Source organism: Vibrio cholerae (assembly GCF_008369605.1).
Classification (GTDB): domain Bacteria; phylum Pseudomonadota; class Gammaproteobacteria; order Enterobacterales; family Vibrionaceae; genus Vibrio; species Vibrio cholerae.
Window position 1 is genome coordinate 957,442 of the sequence record NZ_CP043556.1, and the last position, 15,633, is coordinate 973,074.

The window sequence follows — 15,633 nt, forward strand, 5'->3', positions numbered from 1 at the left end:
TCAGATCAGGTCTGAATTAGTACATTTAAATTTAGTCTATACAATAATTATTTTGTCACCTTCGAAGCAACCAACAAGCTTCGTAAAACCAAACTTCTTAGCTTGACTCTCAGGTGAAATAACATTTCGCTCACCACCACGTTCACAAGCATGCGGTATTGGAAAAGCATCCACCTCTGGTTTTAAAGTCGCCAAAGTATCTTCAACTAAATAATGCTCCAATGTGGTCGACTTGCCCCAAGACTCAACAACCTCTTCTTTGGATGAAAAGCTCGTCAATCCAGCCAAGTCCAACTCACCTTCCTGCCCATCGAGAATGTATTCAACTTTAATCATTAGTTACTCCTTTTGTGAAACAACCTAACGCCCGCTTAAGGGGCTGGCAACGCTACCGCACAGCTTAAACCAACAGCCGTAACCACTTCGGTTCAATGGGACTGGAAACGCTATGCGTTGACAGTCCCGCTTGAAGCGTTTGTTATGTGCCTGACTGTAATGCCTTTTATGGAATATTTTCAATTCTAGAAACTTACGATTGAGAGCTGATACCACTTTACATTTCTAATTCGGAATTTCTTACAATGGTCATCAGTAAGAGCATCGGGATCCTCAAACCGTTTAAGTAAGGGTAATAGACTGAATAGTCCAACGATTTTGCTTACGACAAATGCAGGTCAACCTAGATTAAGAGTCAGCGTCTTGGGGGCATATTATGCCAAACGACATTCGATAAAATTCATGACAGAGAGAATGTAATAACCTGAATTTCTTGGGATAAATAAGAAGAGAAGGTGTGTTTAACAAAAAAGCACATAACGCCCGCCTAAGGGGCTGGCAACGCATAACAATTAAACTCAAACACAACAACTGCAACCACCGCGGCTCATTGGGACTGGAAACGCCACGCGTTGACAGTCCCTCTTGAGGCGTTTGTTAGGTAATTATTTTTTAGGAACTCCAAAGCCTCACAGGCTACAACCTGAAAATCAATTGAAGTTCCATCATTGTATTCAACTACAAGAGCAGGTGTATCAAAGCTTTTGAAGCAAAATGCTCGAGAGAAACTACCTTGTTTTTGGCTAACTTTTCTCAAACTAACTTGTACTAATTCAGACCTGATCTGACAGTTACCCACTTTTCGACTTGGTGCCTGTCAGATTATATCTGGGCTAGATTCTTTTCAGCCCAGATTGATTTCCCATCCTTTAATGTTTCTATCGGCGTTCTGCCACAGCACATTTTTCCTTGATGAGTACGGTGATTGTTGTAGTAGTCCATCCATTCGTCCAGATCTTTCTGCAACTCTTCGATAAAACCATACAGTTTCTTTCTGAATGTCACTTGGTAGAACTCATTCAATATGGTCTTGTGGAAGCGCTCGCAGATACCATTTGTTTGTGGTGACATCGCTTTAGTTTTCGTGTGGTCGATATCATTAATGGCTAGGTAGAGCTGGTAATCGTGCTGTTCAACACGACCACAGTATTCAGTGCCTCGGTCAGTCAAGATTCGCAGCATTGGCAGTTCATGCGCCTCAAAGAACGGTAGAACCTTATCATTCAACATATCCGCTGCTGTGATTGGTGTTTTCGTTGTGTAGAGCTTGGCAAAGGCGACTTTACTGTAGGTATCAACGAAGGTTTGTTGATAGATGCGCCCAACACCTTTCAAGTTGCCAACATAGAACGTGTCTTGAGAGCCGAGATAACCTGGATGCGCTGTTTCTATCTCACCACAAGCCTCATCATCGTGCTTCTTACGCTCAAGAGCCGCGACTTGCTCGTCCGTTAGGATAATACCGTTCTCTGCGACCTGTTTCTCCAGTGCGATAAGACGTTTCTTGAAGTTCTCTAGGTCATTGCGAAGCCAGATTGAGCGTACGCCACTTGGAGAGATAAACACCCCCAGTTTACGTAATTCATTACTCGTTCTAACTTGTCCATGAGCTGGGAAGTCGATGGCGTATTTGATAACGGCTTGCTCAGTTTCACTATCAACACGGTTCTTTAAGTTCGGTGCTCTTCGGCTCTGGTTAATCAGAGCATCAATACCGCCCGTCTCAACCAACTCTTGATAACGGTAGAAAGTATCTCTTGATACCCCCATAACCTTACAGGCTCTAGATACATTACCGAGTTCTTCTGCAAGATTGAGAAGGCCCGCTTTGTGTTTGATGATTGGATTGCTAGTATGAAGCATGAGAGTTACCTCTTTTTGTCTTTGACTAGTGATTAAGCACCTTTAATCAAAGTGGGTAACTCTCTTCTTTTCAAATTGAAGTGTCAGATCTAGTCGGAACTAATACAACTAACTTTTACTCTATCTATTCCTGCGTGTTTATCTGAATCACAAATATCATTAATTGCAGCCAATGCTCTGCATGCTTCTCGAATTTGTCTTTGACAATCTCTGACTTTTTCAAAAGTACAATTACACAGCTTTTCTCTATGCGCATAATCCGTACACAGCCATAGCTTTTGTGCTAGTTCATCAGCCAAATGTGTGCATAAGGGCTCATTCATATACTTTTTATGCAACACTTCCGCATCGGATAGCTTCCTCTCGAAACTTGCTTTTGAAAAAAAGAAGTTTTTAGCCAATGAGATCACCTATTCCTAATTACCTAACGCCCGCCTAAGGGGCTGGCAACGCATTACCACTAAACTCAAACACAACAACCATAACCACCGCGGCTCAATGGGACTGGAAACGCCGCGCGTTGACAGTCCCTCTTGAGGCGTTTGTTATGTAACTATTTAATAGCGATAGAGATTTCGACTTCACTTGCACTTTTATAATATTCAAAGTCTGTTGTGTAAGCTCGTTTGTAAGGACAGCTTTCAGATCCGAAATAGCGCCACACATCACCCCAAAGTTCGATAACTACTTGTGGCATTTCACCGGTCGCAGAAAAAGTCACGTACTTACCTGAAGCAACAGTAACTTGTACTGAGTCTGGTAATATTTCTGGTGATAATGTATCCGAGCAAGCGATAACGTCAAAAGCCCCTGTAAAATCAGACTCGTAGTTTGTGTACAAACCAAAAACTTTTGATTTTTCATTTAGCTTTGGAGCCGCATTTGCGTAAAACCTAGCCCAAAGTTCTCCGATTTTTGCAGTAGATGGTGATACCTCATCCGCATTATTAGTACGGATAACAAAGCCTGTAACATCGAAGCTATCCATTTCACTGATGTTCATATTTCCTCCTAGTTACATAACGCCGCGTTAAGGGGTGAGCGCCGCACAAACCAACTTTCCGCAGACACTTTCACCACAAAAATTACCGCATACCCAAAATGCCACGCGGCACGAATCCCTCTTTAACGCTTTGTTATGAGCACGAAGCCAAGCGTTCCATAAATACAAAATTTTCGTTTTCAGATGTGACTGAAAAACCATGTCGACCATACAAACTAGCGACTCGACTGCCTTGTAAGTAACACAGTTCTATGCGTTTATTTTCTTTTGAAGCTATCGCAATACACTGTTTCAGTATGCTTGAGCCAATCCCTTTACCATGAAATTCTGGAAGCAAGAAAAACCGGCCAAAGTATAGGCTGTCACCTTTGTTTTGAAGGAGATAACTACCTGCACGCTTTCCACTAATTTCTATGATTGTTGGTTTTGCCTCGTTCCACTCGGCCAAATGTAACTTCCATTGCAAGCTTTCATCCCAACCGAACACTGACTTTATCGCATCAAACTCTGCTAATTTCTTTAATTCAAAGAGAAACTCATAGTCGTCAACTGTAGCTTCTCGCTCTTTATAAAACATTACTACTAAACCATTTTATTGGGGTGCTCATAACGCCCGCCTAAGGGGCTGACAACGCACTACCACTAAACTCAAACACAACAACTGCAACCACCGCGGCTCAATGGGACTGGAAACGCCGCGCGTTGACAGTCCCTCTTGAGGCGTTTGTTATGCTTAAGCTTCAACACTTTACATTTGAATCAAATCAATGATAACCAACTGAAATCATTGGCCAAACTCCGAGCTTCCTTGAATTAGAACTGACTCAACTTTTACCTATGAACTGACCAATGCAGGCTTTCATTTAGCAACTAGGCCAATGTAGAAAACCTCTCCGACAAACTCACTCACCACTCATGGGCACGATAACTCAATGAGGCAATCACACTGAAACTTACAGCGACAGACACATTGCCGTTTCATTAGGCAGCGCAAAACAATATTCAATTGCCGACAGACTTTAAGCCTGTAAGTAAAGTCACCAAACTGCTCAAAGCGACTTGAGCCAACAATACTAACCTCGCCCAGACTCAAAAACCCAATGAGGCAATCACCCAGAATTTACAGCGCCAGACACATTGCCGCTTCACTAGGCAGCGAAAAACAATATTGAATTGCCGACAAAACCTGAACGAAATGCCAAAGGAATCGACATTCACAACCTACTGATTTTATGGATTAAGCATAACGCCCGCCTAAGGGGCTGGCAACGCATACCACTAGCCTCAAACACAACAACCGAAACCACCGCGACTCAATGGTACTGGAAACGCCACGCGTTGACAGTCCCTCTTGAGGCGTTTGTTAGCCTTCAGCACCAAATATCTGAAGAACCTGCTTAGGTATTATGTATGTACCTTCTAACATATGGTCAATGATTTGCATTGCTGTATACAACTGCTCTTCACTTTGCGGTTTAACTTCATGTGCAGCTTCATTTCCCAAGCCTCTAAGCTTTTGTAATGTATCTGAACCTTCTTTTGTTACAACTGACATCTTGTGTAATGAGTCAATTTTTTCATACAAATTACGACCGCCAGCATTTTTTTCCTTACATACAGCTTCGATTAAAGCACGAATACCAATTCCAGCCAGAATGAAGAAACCATGACTAATTGCAGATGCCGTTTCTTCATATATTCTTTGCACGTCAATGGGAAGTAGATATGTATTTATTTCTCTGAGCTGATGAGTTCGAGTTGGGAAATATTTCTCTCTTACATTGGGTATAAGAAGATCATGTTCAGGGCTATAATCTGTATCCTCTGAATGATCGAATTCAACACGGAAAGACACTGTCTCACATCCTAAACATTGGATGATTTGATTACGCTCATTCCATGTCATGTAATTATTCCCGTCACATTCATCAGACCCACTCTCATGATATGAGGCTATGATTTTGTGGGATGTTTCTCGAGAACACTCATTACAAATAAATTTGAACTTTTCACTGGATACATTTTCAAGGTTAAATTCTTTGGTGATTTTTCCCACTCGCTTACTCCTGAAGGCTAACGCCCGCCTAAGGGGCTGGCAACGCACACCACAAAACTCAAACACAGCAGCCGTAACCACCGCGGCTCAATGGGACTGGAAACGCCGCGCGTTGACAGTCCCTCTTGAGGCGTTTGTTATGTGCGTGGTTGATTCGATACGATTTTAACCCATTGAGCTCGCCATGCTTGAGGTGGCATCTCGTCAGGCCAAAACTCTTTTTGTTTAGTGATTAATCCATTCTCAACAGTATGGAATGTAATAGCTCTGGCTTTTTGCACACCATCTGTTATCGATACATCCGTTACAACGCTATCGCCTTCACATACAACAGAGTGAATGTTGAATAACCAATGACCATTTGCAGGATAGTGCGCATTAATGGCTACAAAATTCTCTCGGCCAAGAATCAATTCGCCTGACTGAGGCCAAAAACCTTCGAAATCCAAGCTTAACCACTCACTTGCTTTGGCAAAGTCATTGGTTTTCATGGCATTCCAGAATGACAATACAACATCCTTGGAATTCATATTTTCTCCATTAGCACATAACGCCCGCCTAAGGGGCTGACAACGCATAACACTAAACTCAAACACAACAACCGTAACCACCGCGGCTCAATGGGACTGGAAACGCCACGCGTTGGCAGTCCCTTTGAGGCGTTTGTTAGCTTCATAGCCTATTGTTTAACAATGGATTTTTAACACATTTGCTTGAAATCCATTTTACGCAAAAGCATTACACAAACACACGTCCAACGCCAAAAGCTGTGAAGCTGGCTGCCAAAACCTAAAACGATCTAGGCTAAGTTGGCCACAGTTAAGAGTCCGCGACAAAGAAAGCCAGATCACAGCGATGATGCAGCCTTTTGTGGAACCACACTTGCCGTACTGAATATCCGACAACCTTGAAGCATCGAGGCTTGTGGATTTTCAGCGGCTTTGAACCTGCTGAACTTTCAACACTTTCTACCAAATCGGCATCAGAAAAACTCGAAAGCCAAGTTGTGAAATTTGAATACTAAAAACTGAGTTTTCAAAGCAATCAAACCCAGATTTTGATGATTTTCGCTTTAAGAAGCTAACGCCCGCCTAAGGGGCTGGCAACGCACACCACAAAACTCAAACACAGCAGCCGTAACCACCGCGGCTCAATGGGACTGGAAACGCCGCGCGTTGACAGTCCCTCTTGAGGCGTTTGTTATGTGCGTGGTTGATTCGATACGATTTTAACCCATTGAGCTCGCCATGCTTGAGGTGGCATCTCGTCAGGCCAAAACTCTTTTTGTTTAGTGATTAATCCATTCTCAACAGTATGGAATGTAATAGCTCTGGCTTTTTGCACACCATCTGTTATCGATACATCCGTTACAACGCTATCGCCTTCACATACAACAGAGTGAATGTTGAATAACCAATGACCATTTGCAGGATAGTGCGCATTAATGGCTACAAAATTCTCTCGGCCAAGAATCAATTCGCCTGACTGAGGCCAAAAACCTTCGAAATCCAAGCTTAACCACTCACTTGCTTTGGCAAAGTCATTGGTTTTCATGGCATTCCAGAATGACAATACAACATCCTTGGAATTCATATTTTCTCCATTAGCACATAACGCCCGCCTAAGGGGCTGACAACGCATTACCACAAAACTCAATCACAACAGCCGAAACCACCGCGGCTCATTGGGACTGGAAACGCCTCGCGTTGACAGTCCCTCTTGAGGCGTTTGTTAGCTGTATGCTCAGTAGTACCATTTTTTATTAATCTTGTTCATCTTTGTTATATGAATCAATTTTTCTGCTTTTTTGACACTTGCTTTATCTATAAGAAATCTAATCGCAATTATTGCTGTACAGAAACTAAAAATTGATGCAATCATCCAATATACTCCGTTGAATAAAAAGTACTTTACATCAAAAAATGTATCAATACTAAAGCAATGATAAAGGTATAAACCACTAAATCCAGACGCCATACCAAAAACCCAATATAGTAAGTGATTTACTATAGGTCGAATGTAATATTCTATTCGTCTTCTTGTACGAAACTGGTATTTGTTTTTAAATTTAAACTCACCATTTTTCAACTCTAAATATCTTACAGAATTTCGATAAAGATTTATGGCTTCCGAGGGTGATTGGCAACTTAATAAAGCCTCTATGGTTTCATAATCAACATCCATTCTAAATTGATTGGCAAAAATCTGCTCCATTATAAACTTGTTAGTTATATTGTTTTTTTCACCTGCAACTCTAAATAAAACATCTAAGCTTTGTACCTTATGAGATTTATTTGAATGCAATATGTGATGTGCGAGTTTTATTAATGGTAGGAACACAGCAATTATTGAGGTCAAAACAACCCATAAAGAAGTTTCATCAAAAACATCAGTCACTTGTGACTCCTATACAGCTAACGCCCGCCTAAGGGGCTGGCAACGCATACCACAAAACTCAAACACAACAGCCGAAACCACCGCGGCTCAATGGGACTGGAAACGCCACGCGTTGACAGTCCCTCTTGAGGTGCTTGTTATGTTTATTTAGCCTAATATTTCAAACAGTTAAATGCTTCAGCGACTGTTTTAAACTGAATTTTTGTCAAACAGACTTCCGCTAAACAAAACTCATGACGTTGAATCAACCTAGACGCTTCCTCTGCTGAAATCTGGGTTGAACTTCCAATCAAGCTAACTGCTGAGTCATTTGAAACTATTGAATAGACAAAACCTTCAGAATCAATGACTCGATCGCTCGGACTAACGATCAGATCCACACACTCGCAATTCAAATCAGCCTCAGAGTCCAAATAAACAAGCTCATCGTCACCATCTAATTTCAAAATACAAGGCCAATTGACCATGAACTTCTCCGATAAACATAACGCCCGCCTAAGGGGCTGGCAACGCATAACAACCAAACTTAAACACAACAACCATAACCACCGCGGCTCAATGGGACTGGAAACGCCACGCGTTGACAGTCCCTCTTGAGGCGTTTGTTATGTGCGTGCTTGACTATTTATTCCATACTGGGCTCTGGCAAAACCGGCGCCGTGCTATCCATATAGGTTAAGAAATTCTTCCAGATTTCATGTGTTCTCTGTCTCGTTAACTGCGTTTTGCAAGATATCGCCAAAACACCACGAATTGAACCATCCCGCCATTGTGTATATACCGAATTGCAATGAGAAGACATGTAACTTTGCCAATCTTTCTGAGCCACTTGGATTGCACTGACCAAATCAGGATCATTCGCATTATGCTCAAAACTCGCTTCAAGATATTTTGTTAGTTCCGCTTGAGCTGAATCTAAAGCCATACTTGCACACTGATTAATCTCAAGTGTATTCATCGCATTCTTACAATCAAGAGACTCGTTTTCAGCACTTACAACACTAGAAAAACTTGCAAGCATAACTAGCAGCCACTTTTTCATTATTTTCTCCAAAGCACATAACGCCCGCCTAAGGGGCTGACAACGCATAACAACCAAACTCAAACACAACAACTGCAACCACCGCGGCTCAATGGGACTGGAAACGCCGCGCGTTGACAGTCCCTCTTGAGGCGTTTGTTATGCCACCGCCACTCCGTACTTAGAAGTAATACCTACCACCAAGATAACCACTGCCAAAACTGGTAGTTACGCTGTCAACTTCGACCTGAGCTGAGCGATAGCCAATCATTATGTCCATCGACCTGTTCACTTTAAAACCAAGCTCTATTCCCAATTGATAACCTAACTCGGTTTCAGACTCTGCAATATTGTTTATGGGGGATTTGGCATCGACTTTCACTAAACCAACACCACCAAATGGAGCAAGATAAACATCACCAAATTCATAGTTCACAAATAGCTTCGGTTTAACGTTAACAAACACCCCACTACCCGAAACATCTAGAATATTTGAATAATTCACTTTACCAAGCTGACGATATTCAGCCTCTACGTCAATACTAACCTGTTTGTGAGTCGTAAATTCATATCCAGCAGAAAGCCCAAAACCAGACTTACCAAAATCACTATTTTCTTCAAGTGATATGCCACCACTTTCCAACATAATAGTGTTCGCAAATGAAAGCCCCAGACCAATATAAAACTCTCGTTCTGGCTCGTTGATACTCGGTTCCGCACTCGCGTACACATTTTGCGTAAAAACCATACAACTCAAAAACGCCAAATTTGATAATTTCATTTATTTCCTTATAGAAAAGTTAATTGAAGGTGGCATAACGCCCGCCTAAGGGGCTGGCAACGCATTACCACCAAACTCAAACACAACAACTGCAACCACCGCAGCTCAATGGGACTGGAAACGCCGCGCGTTGACAGTCCCTCTTGAGGCGTTTGTTATACAAACATTCACAGTTTTTCTGATAGCTTTTTTAAATAGTTTTTAGCCAATTGGTTGTTATCTCGGCTTAGCCACTTGATGCAATCGAAAAGCTCCCAAATCAAACCTTTGTTATCATGAACATAAGTTGGGAAATCTTCGTGCTTCGGCGCAGGAATGTCGGTTAATCGGCTTTCAACCATTCCTGTTTTATCAAACAGCACCTTAAATGGTTTTGATATCTCGAAAGGCTCACTTAAATCTAGACAATGAATTTCAGCACTTGTCAGGTCACCAAAAATGTACTTTCTGAAATAAGCATTTTCGTTGTGAGCCCCGCTTAAACAATAGAAAATCTCTTTTCCCGACTCGAATGTCTGAAAGCAGCGATTAGAGTCATTATGAAAGTTGTTTTGAGTAAAGATAAGAACATCCGCATCGGAAACTCTATCGCCAGTACCCGCTGCAAGTGAACCAAGTAAAACACCTGCAACCACATTTTCTTCATGCATAAATGAGAATAAAACAGACTCAATCAGCTCTCTTTGAAGTGGCAACGTTTCAAGTCCCAAGTCATCCAGATTCAAAGTTACCTCCGTTTGTATAACGCCCGCCTAAGGGGCTGGCAACGCATACCACTAAACTCAAACACAACAGCCGTAACCACCGCAGCCCATTGGGGACTGGAAACGCCACGCGTTGACAGTCCCGCTTGAGGCGTTTGTTATGCGCGCCTTGCCCAAAATGCCATTTGATACCATAATTAGGTACTTTTTGGTATTTATGGAGATGAGCTCATGGCTAAAAATACAAGTATCACTCTTGGTGAACACTTCGATGGCTTTATTACAAGCCAAATACAAAGTGGACGTTACGGCTCAGCAAGTGAAGTCATTCGCTCTGCGCTACGTCTACTCGAAAACCAAGAAACCAAACTACAGTCACTCCGTCAACTACTTATTGAAGGAGAGCAAAGTGGTGACGCTGATTATGACCTTGATAGCTTCATCAATGAACTCGATAGTGAAAACATTCGATGAAACCATTTAATCTTACCGTCGCCGCCAAAGCCGATTTACGTGATATTGCTTTATTCACTCAACGACGCTGGGGAAAAGAGCAGCGAAATGTTTATTTAAAGCAATTCGATGATTCCTTTTGGCTTTTAGCGGAAAATCCCGACATTGGTAAATCATGCGATGAAATCCGAGAGGGATACAGAAAATTTCCCCAAGGGAGTCACGTCATCTTTTATCAGCAAACCGGCAGCCAACAAATTCGGGTGATCCGAATTCTTCATAAGAGCATGGATGTGAACCCAATATTCGGCGCATAACGCCCGCCTAAGGGGCTGGCAACGCATAACACTAAACTCAAACACAACAACCGTAACCACCGCGGCTCAATGGGACTGGAAACGCCGCGCGTTGACTGTCCCTCTTGAGGCGTTTGTTAGTTGCGTACTTCCCATTCGCTTCGAATCACACCATATTTCACTGAATCATAATAGATCCCTTGGTAATAACGAACTTTCCGCAGCCGTGCCTCTTGCTTCAAACCTAGCTTTGTCGCTAATGACATCATGCGATCATTTCCCGACCATGTTGTCATGCCTACCCGCTCTATTTCTTGTGTTTCGAACAGATACGAAATCCATTGAGATAATGCTATTGATGCGATCCCTTTTCCCCAATAACTTTCGTCATAAATGACAATACCAGCTTCAAGCCAACGGGTTTCCTCACATTCCCAATAACAACTCACCGTCCCAACGGGTAATTCATTACAAATGACTAACTGCATATCTGAACCAACCAATAACCGTTGGAAGGTTGAATCCGCAAAATCAGCCAAAGTCGGATGAGAATACGGAAAGTAAGGAGCATTAAATCGAGTCCATTCGTTATGCTCAGTCATCAGCTTAAACACACGCTCTAACTCATTTTCCTGTGCTGGCCTAACATCGACTGATAAGTCATGTTTCATAGTGATTTTTCCAAAGAGCAACTAACGCCCGCCTAAGGGGCTGACAACGCATCACCACTAAACTCAAACACAACAACCGAAACCACCGCGGTTCAATGGGACTGGAAACGCCACGCGTTGACAGTCCCTCTTGAGGCGTTTGTTAGGGCGCAAATTCTTTAAAGTTGACCCAAAGGACCAATTGAGCCAATATGTATGGACCATATGAACCAAAAGGATCACTATTATGGCTAATACTACACTCAAAAGCTTTAAACCTAAGCCATCTTACCAACCTAACTTTTGGTATACACTTGGCATTGAAGATGAAGACACATCAAAGAATACCGCTATACATCAAGGTTTTAAACCCATTGTCTATCGCAATATTGTTGAGAAAGCCAAATTGTCTCAGAGCGAGTTTCATAACGTTACTCTTATCCCAATCAGCACAATAAAGCGTAGACTCAAGAATGAAGAGAGGTTCAGCACTCAAGAGAGTGATGTTATGTATCGCCTTGCCATGCTTATCAAACTTGCCACTGACCTTTTTGGTAATGAACAGCGCGCATTAGAATGGATGCGTGAGAATGTCTATGGTCTTAACGGAAAGCGTCCACTAGATATGATTGCAACAACTGTCGACTTCGAAACCGTTAAAGATCTCATTGGTCGTGTTGAGCATGGAGTCTTCTCTTAATGAAGATGTACAGGCTCACTCAGAAGAAATTTGCAGATACGCCTTTTAATCCTATGGGAGCAAAGCTATTCGGAGGACGATGGAATTCAAAAGGGATTGAAGCGCTTTATTTTGCTGAGTCGGAATCGTTGTGTGTTCTTGAGGTGTTTGTTCACATAAACAACGATCCGGAACTCATTCATAAATATGACCTTTATCGAATTGATGTGCCTGATGAGCTGATTGTGCAACTAGAAAATGAGGATCTCCCAAACAACTGGAGGGCAATACCCGCCAGTGAACAAACCCAAGAGATTGGAGACCAGTTTTTAAAGGCAGAAAACCCTGAATTTGCAGCACTTCAAGTTCCATCAACGATCTCCCCCAGAGACCGCAACTATGTCGTTAATCCAAATCATCCACTTATGCCCGAGATATTTAACAAAGCCGAGAAACTGGATTTCAGCTTTGATCAACGGATCTTCAAGTAGAAGATTTGAGCCCTAACGCCCTGCTAAGGGGTGAGCAACGCAATACCGAAGCCACCGCAAACTACCTTAATCACTAAATTCAACGCATAGTAAAAATGCCACGCGTTGCGAATCCCTCTTAAGCAGTTTGTTATGCGTATTTTAGTTAGGTTCTAAATTGGGTGCGTTACCTGGGTTTCTTTCTATTGCATCCAACCACTGATTTGTGATGCCTACTTTGTATAAGCAATATGACTGAAACTTTTTACTAAAGTACAAGGCAATTGCAGCTGCAACTCCAGCGAGATAACTTAGATGGATGATTAAAGATAAAGAACCAAACGCAATTAAATACATACTGTAAATTGTTGCCTTCTGACTTTTAGGGCTATTAATTAGCAGAGCTACATTCTTTTGGGGAACTTTGTACTTTAGAAATATCCAATACGTCATCGAAAATGTGGCATATACAGGTAAGCATATCGCGAACGCAATTGTTGCCAGTACAAGCCAAAAACCAAAGTTAGCAGGACTCACGTTAGTAAGAACCAATAGTGAAGTGGCTGAATAACCTGAAAGAGCGGCATAGAACCACTGATACTTTTCTATAAACACAATACCTCCTTACTTGTGGACTCCAAAGACGCATAACGCCCGCCTAAGGGGCTGACAACGCATAACACTAAACTCAAACACAACAACTGCAACCACCGCGGCTCATTGGACTGGAAACGCCACGCGTTGACAGTCCCTCTTGAGGCGTTTGTTATGAGTGATTTTTCCGCAATAGTTTTTCTTTGTATTTTTTGTACTCTCTACTTTTGAAAAACCAGTCACAACCAGCAAAAAAAGCGGCACCAAATAACGTCGTTAAATAAACTCGGTACGACACAATTGGAGACAAATCTAGGTAAAAATCATTTTGGACAAATGCACCACCTAAAATGACTGGAATACTAAATCCTAAACCACACCCTAAAAAGTGCCTGAAAAAGCCTTTCTTTTGAATCTTTAACCACTCAATTTGCCTTTTTCGTTCCATATGTCTATTGCTGTCCTCAAAATTACTCATAACGCCCGCCTAAGGGGCTGGCAACGCACTACCACTAAACTCAAACACAACATCGTAACCACCACGGCTCATTGGGACTGGAAATCCCGCGCGTTGGCAGTCCCTCTTGAGGCGTTTGTTAGTTTCGTAGCCTATTGTTTAGCAATGACTTTTTTAACACATTTGCTTGAAAGTCATTTTACGCAAATGCATCGAACAAGCACATGTCCAACGCCAAAAGCTGTGAAGTTGGCAGCCAAAACTTAAAACGATCAAGGTTAAGTTGGCCACGGTTAAGACTCGGCGACAAAGAAAACCAGATCACAGCGATGATGCAGCTATTTGTGAAACCAAACTTCCAGTGTTGAGCATCCAACAACATTGAAGCATCGAAGCTTGCTAGTTCTCAGCGACCTTGAAACTGCTGAACTTTCAACGCTTTCTACCAAATCAGCATCAAGCAAAACTCAAAAGCCCAATTGTACGACTTGAACACTAAAGGCTGATTTTTCAGAGTCTTGCGCTTGAATTTCTGATGACTTTTCCTGAGAGAAACTAACGCCCGCCTAAGGGGCTGACAACGCATAACACTAAACTCAAACACAACAACCGAAACCACCGCGGCTCAATGGGACTGGAAACGCCACGCGTTGACAGTCCCTCTTGAGGCGTTTGTTATGTGAATTTTCTATTAAGGTATCCACACAACCCGTCTAAATCAGGAAAAATGGTACTTTGATTAATACCACATCGATCTAAACTAATAAGAATTTCAGCTTTAATTCTCTGTGGGATTAGATACTCACACAGCCACATCTGCTCGTCTTCACTATCTTCTAAAGGTGTAAATTGCCCATTTGAATAGTTATGAACAGTAAGCCATCCATGTTGAGCACTAACTCTTGGACTTTCATAATTTGGTTGCAATATACAAACATGCTCCTGCTCAAAAGGTGATTTAGTTTTGTCAGGAAGAGCAGCACGATCAGCAACTAGCATATAAACGTAAGAGTCGATTTCTGAACTATTTGAACATGCAAACCATAGCGCAACCATTGGATTTGATGTCCAATCCAAACAGCGGGTTTTCAAGCCATGATGTTGTGCCTTTACAATAGCATGCCAATCATCTTCATCTTTAGGGCTTAATAAACTAGAACCGATTAGGCGCATTTGCTCCAAAGCATATTTTTCAAAATCAGTTGTGTCTTTGGTTTTATCTTCGCGGGCCACACTCGGAAGCAAATTACCTTTTACTGGCTGACCGCGAAATAAAACCTTATTCCCGAACAATGGAGCAATTTCCATTGACTCGATGTAATTTGCTAAGCCCTGAATCTCAGCAGCCTCGATAATCATTAATATCTTCCATTCACATAACGCCCGCCTAAGGGGCTGGCAACGCATTAACACTAAACTCAAACACAACAACCGTAACCACTTCGGCTCAATGGGACTGGAAACGCCACGCGTTGACAGTCCCTCTTGAGGCGTTTGTTATGTAGCTAATCACGGAGTTCGTAAAAACCATTTTCGATATCGTACTTTAAGTGCTTTGTCAGTGAAAACTGCGGGTCTTCTTTGAGAAATCTTTTAGCTATCATCGTTTGGTATTCATTGACTGACATTCCGTCGAAAACATATTTATTAATGTTAAATCCAGAGCAGTTTTCTTTCCCACCGGCGGTTTTACCACTGCCTTTTCTATTTGATTTGCCAGTAATCTTAATCTTCATATGGAGGCAATCTGACAAATTTATGTACTTGATATTGGTGCTATCGATTTTCATAAATTCCTCTTGCTACATAACGCCCGCCTAAGGGGCTGGCAACGCATACCACTAAACCCAAACACAACAACCGAAACCACCGC

25 protein-coding genes and 2 pseudogenes are annotated in these 15,633 nt (G+C 42.1%); 4 read left to right on the forward strand and 23 right to left on the reverse strand.

Features of this window, described 5'->3' with window-relative positions; genetic code table 11:
* Positions 1-36: 36 nt before the first annotated feature.
* From F0316_RS18380 to F0316_RS18480, 17 genes and pseudogenes are all read right to left on the reverse strand, one after another.
* Positions 37-336 (reverse strand): hypothetical protein, encoded by a 300-nt coding sequence (locus tag F0316_RS18380; RefSeq protein WP_057563739.1) that lies wholly within the window; start codon positions 334-336, stop codon positions 37-39.
* Between the two features lie 822 nt (positions 337-1,158).
* The gene (locus F0316_RS18395; protein WP_057569038.1) at positions 1,159-2,199 is read right to left on the reverse strand and encodes an IS481-like element ISVvu4 family transposase; all 1,041 of its coding nucleotides are present in this window, start codon (positions 2,197-2,199) and stop codon (positions 1,159-1,161) included.
* Positions 2,200-2,288: 89 nt separating this feature from the next.
* On the reverse strand, positions 2,289-2,600 hold the full coding sequence (locus F0316_RS18400) for a hypothetical protein (RefSeq protein WP_149560809.1): 312 nt from the start codon (positions 2,598-2,600) through the stop codon (positions 2,289-2,291).
* Between the two features lie 152 nt (positions 2,601-2,752).
* Positions 2,753-3,202, reverse strand: a complete 450-nt coding sequence (locus F0316_RS18405) for a GyrI-like domain-containing protein (protein ID WP_001026799.1) — start codon at positions 3,200-3,202, stop codon at positions 2,753-2,755.
* A 133-nt stretch (positions 3,203-3,335) separates the two neighbouring features.
* Entirely contained in the window at positions 3,336-3,779 is a 444-nt protein-coding gene (locus tag F0316_RS18415; RefSeq protein ID WP_011150490.1) for a GNAT family N-acetyltransferase, read from the reverse strand.
* Positions 3,780-4,115: 336 nt separating this feature from the next.
* Entirely contained in the window at positions 4,116-4,295 is a 180-nt protein-coding gene (locus tag F0316_RS18420; RefSeq protein ID WP_149560810.1) for a DUF3709 domain-containing protein, read from the reverse strand.
* Positions 4,292-4,345: pseudogene (locus tag F0316_RS20405) on the reverse strand (hypothetical protein); the annotation flags it as partial. The pseudogene F0316_RS20405 and the gene F0316_RS18420, both read right to left, overlap by 4 nt.
* 220 nt (positions 4,346-4,565) lie before the next feature.
* Positions 4,566-5,258 carry a DUF4145 domain-containing protein gene (locus F0316_RS18430; RefSeq protein WP_142629042.1) on the reverse strand — a complete coding sequence of 231 codons (693 nt, stop codon included), beginning with the start codon at positions 5,256-5,258 and terminating at the stop codon, positions 4,566-4,568.
* Between the two features lie 137 nt (positions 5,259-5,395).
* Entirely contained in the window at positions 5,396-5,788 is a 393-nt protein-coding gene (locus F0316_RS18435; RefSeq protein ID WP_055052334.1) for a nuclear transport factor 2 family protein, read from the reverse strand.
* A 170-nt stretch (positions 5,789-5,958) separates the two neighbouring features.
* Complete coding sequence (locus F0316_RS20085) at positions 5,959-6,057, reverse strand: Tfp pilus assembly protein (RefSeq protein WP_230078617.1); 99 nt, start codon at positions 6,055-6,057, stop codon at positions 5,959-5,961.
* Positions 6,047-6,109, reverse strand: a pseudogene (locus F0316_RS20090) (DUF645 family protein); the annotation flags it as partial. The pseudogene F0316_RS20090 and the gene F0316_RS20085, both read right to left, overlap by 11 nt.
* Positions 6,110-6,458: 349 nt before the next feature.
* Complete coding sequence (locus F0316_RS18450) at positions 6,459-6,851, reverse strand: nuclear transport factor 2 family protein (protein WP_055052334.1); 393 nt, start codon at positions 6,849-6,851, stop codon at positions 6,459-6,461.
* Between the two features lie 150 nt (positions 6,852-7,001).
* On the reverse strand, positions 7,002-7,655 hold the full coding sequence (locus tag F0316_RS18455) for a hypothetical protein (protein ID WP_057573342.1): 654 nt from the start codon (positions 7,653-7,655) through the stop codon (positions 7,002-7,004).
* Between the two features lie 152 nt (positions 7,656-7,807).
* Entirely contained in the window at positions 7,808-8,122 is a 315-nt protein-coding gene (locus tag F0316_RS18460; protein ID WP_000248690.1) for a DUF4144 domain-containing protein, read from the reverse strand.
* 158 nt (positions 8,123-8,280) lie between these two features.
* Entirely contained in the window at positions 8,281-8,697 is a 417-nt protein-coding gene (locus tag F0316_RS18465) for a lysozyme inhibitor LprI family protein (protein ID WP_027694820.1), read from the reverse strand.
* 160 nt (positions 8,698-8,857) lie between these two features.
* Positions 8,858-9,457 (reverse strand): outer membrane beta-barrel protein, encoded by a 600-nt coding sequence (locus F0316_RS18475; protein WP_000777735.1) that lies wholly within the window; start codon positions 9,455-9,457, stop codon positions 8,858-8,860.
* Positions 9,458-9,624: 167 nt separating this feature from the next.
* Positions 9,625-10,182, reverse strand: coding sequence for a hypothetical protein (locus F0316_RS18480; RefSeq protein ID WP_149560813.1), 558 nt, complete (start codon positions 10,180-10,182; stop codon positions 9,625-9,627).
* 210 nt (positions 10,183-10,392) lie between these two features.
* On the opposite strand from F0316_RS18480, the gene F0316_RS18485 reads away from it, so the two are divergent.
* Positions 10,393-10,635, forward strand: coding sequence for a type II toxin-antitoxin system ParD family antitoxin (locus F0316_RS18485; protein WP_001107719.1), 243 nt, complete (start codon positions 10,393-10,395; stop codon positions 10,633-10,635).
* Positions 10,632-10,931: a type II toxin-antitoxin system RelE/ParE family toxin gene (locus tag F0316_RS18490; RefSeq protein ID WP_000802136.1), complete on the forward strand. Its 300-nt coding sequence runs from the start codon at positions 10,632-10,634 to the stop codon at positions 10,929-10,931. The genes F0316_RS18485 and F0316_RS18490 overlap by 4 nt, the downstream gene beginning before the upstream one ends.
* 116 nt (positions 10,932-11,047) lie before the next feature.
* Here F0316_RS18490 and F0316_RS18500 read toward each other — a convergent pair whose 3' ends face one another.
* Positions 11,048-11,581: a GNAT family N-acetyltransferase gene (locus tag F0316_RS18500; protein WP_055035881.1), complete on the reverse strand. Its 534-nt coding sequence runs from the start codon at positions 11,579-11,581 to the stop codon at positions 11,048-11,050.
* A gap of 226 nt (positions 11,582-11,807) precedes the next feature.
* Between F0316_RS18500 and parS the strand changes: the two genes are divergently transcribed.
* Positions 11,808-12,260 (forward strand): type II RES/Xre toxin-antitoxin system antitoxin, encoded by a 453-nt coding sequence (gene parS / locus F0316_RS18510; protein ID WP_000024294.1) that lies wholly within the window; start codon positions 11,808-11,810, stop codon positions 12,258-12,260.
* Positions 12,260-12,730: an RES family NAD+ phosphorylase gene (locus tag F0316_RS18515; RefSeq protein ID WP_000784954.1), complete on the forward strand. Its 471-nt coding sequence runs from the start codon at positions 12,260-12,262 to the stop codon at positions 12,728-12,730. Before parS ends, F0316_RS18515 begins: the two co-directional genes overlap by 1 nt.
* A gap of 141 nt (positions 12,731-12,871) precedes the next feature.
* Here the strand turns inward: F0316_RS18515 and F0316_RS18525 are convergent, their stop codons facing one another.
* The 5 genes from F0316_RS18525 to F0316_RS18550 all read right to left on the reverse strand — a co-directional run bounded on the left by F0316_RS18525 (position 12,872) and on the right by F0316_RS18550 (position 15,550).
* Entirely contained in the window at positions 12,872-13,324 is a 453-nt protein-coding gene (locus F0316_RS18525; protein ID WP_032469029.1) for a hypothetical protein, read from the reverse strand.
* A 151-nt stretch (positions 13,325-13,475) separates the two neighbouring features.
* Positions 13,476-13,781, reverse strand: a complete 306-nt coding sequence (locus tag F0316_RS18530) for a hypothetical protein (RefSeq protein WP_229380538.1) — start codon at positions 13,779-13,781, stop codon at positions 13,476-13,478.
* A 178-nt stretch (positions 13,782-13,959) separates the two neighbouring features.
* The gene (locus tag F0316_RS18535) at positions 13,960-14,142 is read right to left on the reverse strand and encodes a DUF645 family protein (protein WP_149560814.1); all 183 of its coding nucleotides are present in this window, start codon (positions 14,140-14,142) and stop codon (positions 13,960-13,962) included.
* 293 nt (positions 14,143-14,435) lie between these two features.
* Positions 14,436-15,119 (reverse strand): FRG domain-containing protein, encoded by a 684-nt coding sequence (locus tag F0316_RS18545; protein WP_000582687.1) that lies wholly within the window; start codon positions 15,117-15,119, stop codon positions 14,436-14,438.
* A 146-nt stretch (positions 15,120-15,265) separates the two neighbouring features.
* The gene (locus F0316_RS18550; protein WP_119781300.1) at positions 15,266-15,550 is read right to left on the reverse strand and encodes a hypothetical protein; all 285 of its coding nucleotides are present in this window, start codon (positions 15,548-15,550) and stop codon (positions 15,266-15,268) included.
* Positions 15,551-15,633: the final 83 nt, after the last annotated feature.

Excerpts from the sequence above, each read along its gene's own strand:
- F0316_RS18380 (WP_057563739.1), bottom strand. The coding sequence starts at position 336 with ATGATTAAAGTTGAATACATTCTCGATGGGCAGGAAGGTGAGTTGGAC.
- F0316_RS18395 (WP_057569038.1), bottom strand. The coding sequence starts at position 2,199 with ATGCTTCATACTAGCAATCCAATCATCAAACACAAAGCGGGCCTTCTC.
- F0316_RS18405 (WP_001026799.1), bottom strand. The coding sequence starts at position 3,202 with ATGAACATCAGTGAAATGGATAGCTTCGATGTTACAGGCTTTGTTATC.
- F0316_RS18415 (WP_011150490.1), bottom strand. The coding sequence starts at position 3,779 with ATGTTTTATAAAGAGCGAGAAGCTACAGTTGACGACTATGAGTTTCTC.
- F0316_RS18435 (WP_055052334.1), bottom strand. The coding sequence starts at position 5,788 with ATGAATTCCAAGGATGTTGTATTGTCATTCTGGAATGCCATGAAAACC.
- F0316_RS18450 (WP_055052334.1), bottom strand. The coding sequence starts at position 6,851 with ATGAATTCCAAGGATGTTGTATTGTCATTCTGGAATGCCATGAAAACC.
- F0316_RS18460 (WP_000248690.1), bottom strand. The coding sequence starts at position 8,122 with ATGGTCAATTGGCCTTGTATTTTGAAATTAGATGGTGACGATGAGCTT.
- F0316_RS18465 (WP_027694820.1), bottom strand. The coding sequence starts at position 8,697 with ATGAAAAAGTGGCTGCTAGTTATGCTTGCAAGTTTTTCTAGTGTTGTA.
- F0316_RS18475 (WP_000777735.1), bottom strand. The coding sequence starts at position 9,457 with ATGAAATTATCAAATTTGGCGTTTTTGAGTTGTATGGTTTTTACGCAA.
- F0316_RS18485 (WP_001107719.1), top strand. The coding sequence starts at position 10,393 with ATGGCTAAAAATACAAGTATCACTCTTGGTGAACACTTCGATGGCTTT.
- F0316_RS18490 (WP_000802136.1), top strand. The coding sequence starts at position 10,632 with ATGAAACCATTTAATCTTACCGTCGCCGCCAAAGCCGATTTACGTGAT.
- F0316_RS18500 (WP_055035881.1), bottom strand. The coding sequence starts at position 11,581 with ATGAAACATGACTTATCAGTCGATGTTAGGCCAGCACAGGAAAATGAG.
- parS (WP_000024294.1), top strand. The coding sequence starts at position 11,808 with ATGGCTAATACTACACTCAAAAGCTTTAAACCTAAGCCATCTTACCAA.
- F0316_RS18515 (WP_000784954.1), top strand. The coding sequence starts at position 12,260 with ATGAAGATGTACAGGCTCACTCAGAAGAAATTTGCAGATACGCCTTTT.
- F0316_RS18530 (WP_229380538.1), bottom strand. The coding sequence starts at position 13,781 with ATGAGTAATTTTGAGGACAGCAATAGACATATGGAACGAAAAAGGCAA.
- F0316_RS18535 (WP_149560814.1), bottom strand. The coding sequence starts at position 14,142 with ATGTTGTTGGATGCTCAACACTGGAAGTTTGGTTTCACAAATAGCTGC.
- F0316_RS18545 (WP_000582687.1), bottom strand. The coding sequence starts at position 15,119 with ATGATTATCGAGGCTGCTGAGATTCAGGGCTTAGCAAATTACATCGAG.
- F0316_RS18550 (WP_119781300.1), bottom strand. The coding sequence starts at position 15,550 with ATGAAAATCGATAGCACCAATATCAAGTACATAAATTTGTCAGATTGC.